This is a genomic window from Proteus mirabilis ATCC 29906 (assembly GCF_000160755.1).
GTDB lineage: Bacteria > Pseudomonadota > Gammaproteobacteria > Enterobacterales > Enterobacteriaceae > Proteus > Proteus mirabilis.
The window spans coordinates 1-1,829 of sequence record NZ_GG668587.1 but is presented as its reverse complement, the minus strand read 5'-3'; the positions used below and the strand labels follow the sequence as shown (position 1 = coordinate 1,829).

Genomic DNA, 1,829 nt, shown 5'->3' with positions numbered 1-1,829 from the left:
TGTGCTTGTGGGGCGGGTTTGACGCTGTAAATGCCCCCAAGCACTGTATTGCCCTTGCCAAACGATTTCACCGTCACTGTTGGTAAACGCTTCCGGTAAGCCACTTAAACTACTGTGCATATAATAATGAGAATTATCTGTTCTATACCCCCGAGCATAACTACAACTCAACGAGTTTTCAGTGATTCTGACTAATTTTATGTGATGCTTTATGTAAAATAGATTTTCTTAATGAACGATTAAAATTACTTAAAGGTATATCTTTATTTAAAAACATCTTAAATCTATTTATTAGTTGATGATCAATATTATTAATAGGTAATTCATTTAATTCTCTCATTCGAAGTAATACTATTACTTTACAAGGTATTAATTTGTAAGTTACATGATTAGAGTTATCGACATGTTCCAGTCTGTTCTCATCCGCGCCTATCTTTCTGCTTGAGCTCCGTCTGTCGTAACATAAAATCTACCTTTACCAGCAGGATCAAAGTCCTTTAATCCGTTTCCAACTGGCAGATTTTAAAACCTATTTCACATTTGTAGTGGATATTTTAAACAGTTATTTGGTATTAATACCGAACAGTGAAGATATCCGGACAAATAAATACAAAATAAGCACCAGAAAACTACATTTAAGCTTGAAAACTAATACGCTAATCGGCGAGTGATGTGGTGTCATTTACCTGTTTTATAGCTAAAGCTGGTAATTACACATATCTATAATCTAGGTCGTAGCTTCGATAATATCTTTACGATAACTCTATTTCTTTAGAAAAATCAAAACCTAACAATCCAATTTTTTCAACAAGCTTTCTAAACTTATCTGTGACAAAAACACCACTAATATTTTCATTTATTGAAAATAAGTATTCATCTGTAATATTATTTTTAACTAGAATTAATTTTTCAAACATAAATCCTTTGGGATATTCAGTATAAATAGATTTTTCTTTATCTACACATTCAGACAAAACATTAGTTGGATAGTACCCAATAAATTTTTTCCGTTTACTTGCTGTTCTAACACCTAAAAATTGTCCCCTAGGATTTAAGATATCAAATAAATGGTTAGCACCTGATTCACTGAAAACAAAAAATGGAGATAGAGCGCTACTAAAATCAAATTGATAGTTTTTCTTACCAAAATCATTTGATCTTAATTCTAATGATATTTCAGTATAATCATTGCCAAACCGTCTCCATCCCTGATCTCTCGACCTTCCCATAATGCTCTCTTCACCATCAGGATAATTTTGAATAAAAGAACAATAATTTACCATATCCGATTTTAAATAATAAACGTTATTTATCATAATATTGTATACCAGCTTGCATCTCGATTTGCAGAAGACAGGATGTCACGAATTTTTGATAACTCATCCAGAACACCTTGTTTTCCATTTAATTTATCAGCATCAATAATTCTTGTATTTACTGCGTCAATATAATCACTTGGATGTCTGCCATTATGTTTTATTCCTGACAATGCTTCATCAACATTATTTCTATTTGGCAGGAAAACACCATTTCTAGCATCATCAACATCAATACCATGTTTTTTCAGAATATCTCTGGCTGGCTGGGCACCTTTAGATGTATCACCAACAATATGATGAGCTGCAGTATTGGCAGGTCTAGGCGTACCATCAGCTACCATATTTTTAGAAAGTTTGACCGCACAATGCCCCCACGGATCCACCCATGTCAACGCATTCGGCGCATAGGCATATAAGTTTATCCCCCCTGCCAACCCTATTGGGTCTTGCTGGGTAAAACGGCCTAAATCCGGGGCATAGTACCTGAACGTATTATAATGTAACCCCGTC

The 1,829-nt window shown here is 34.1% G+C and carries 3 protein-coding genes; all 3 read right to left on the bottom strand.

Annotated features, from left to right (window positions below; all coding sequences use genetic code 11):
- The coding region (locus tag HMPREF0693_RS19610) for an RHS domain-containing protein (RefSeq protein ID WP_004246985.1) at positions 1 to 120 on the bottom strand (120 nt) is incomplete at its 3' end.
- Between the two features lie 632 nt (positions 121 to 752).
- Complete coding sequence (locus tag HMPREF0693_RS17540) at positions 753 to 1,316, bottom strand: hypothetical protein (RefSeq protein ID WP_004246983.1); 564 nt, start codon at positions 1,314 to 1,316, stop codon at positions 753 to 755.
- Positions 1,313 to 1,829 (bottom strand): AHH domain-containing protein (locus HMPREF0693_RS17535; RefSeq protein ID WP_004246982.1); only part of this gene is annotated, 517 nt, incomplete at its 5' end. The genes HMPREF0693_RS17535 and HMPREF0693_RS17540, both read right to left, overlap by 4 nt.

Bases quoted from the DNA above. Each gene is read 5' to 3' on its own strand.
- HMPREF0693_RS17540 (WP_004246983.1), bottom strand. From the start codon at position 1,316: ATGATAAATAACGTTTATTATTTAAAATCGGATATGGTAAATTATTGT.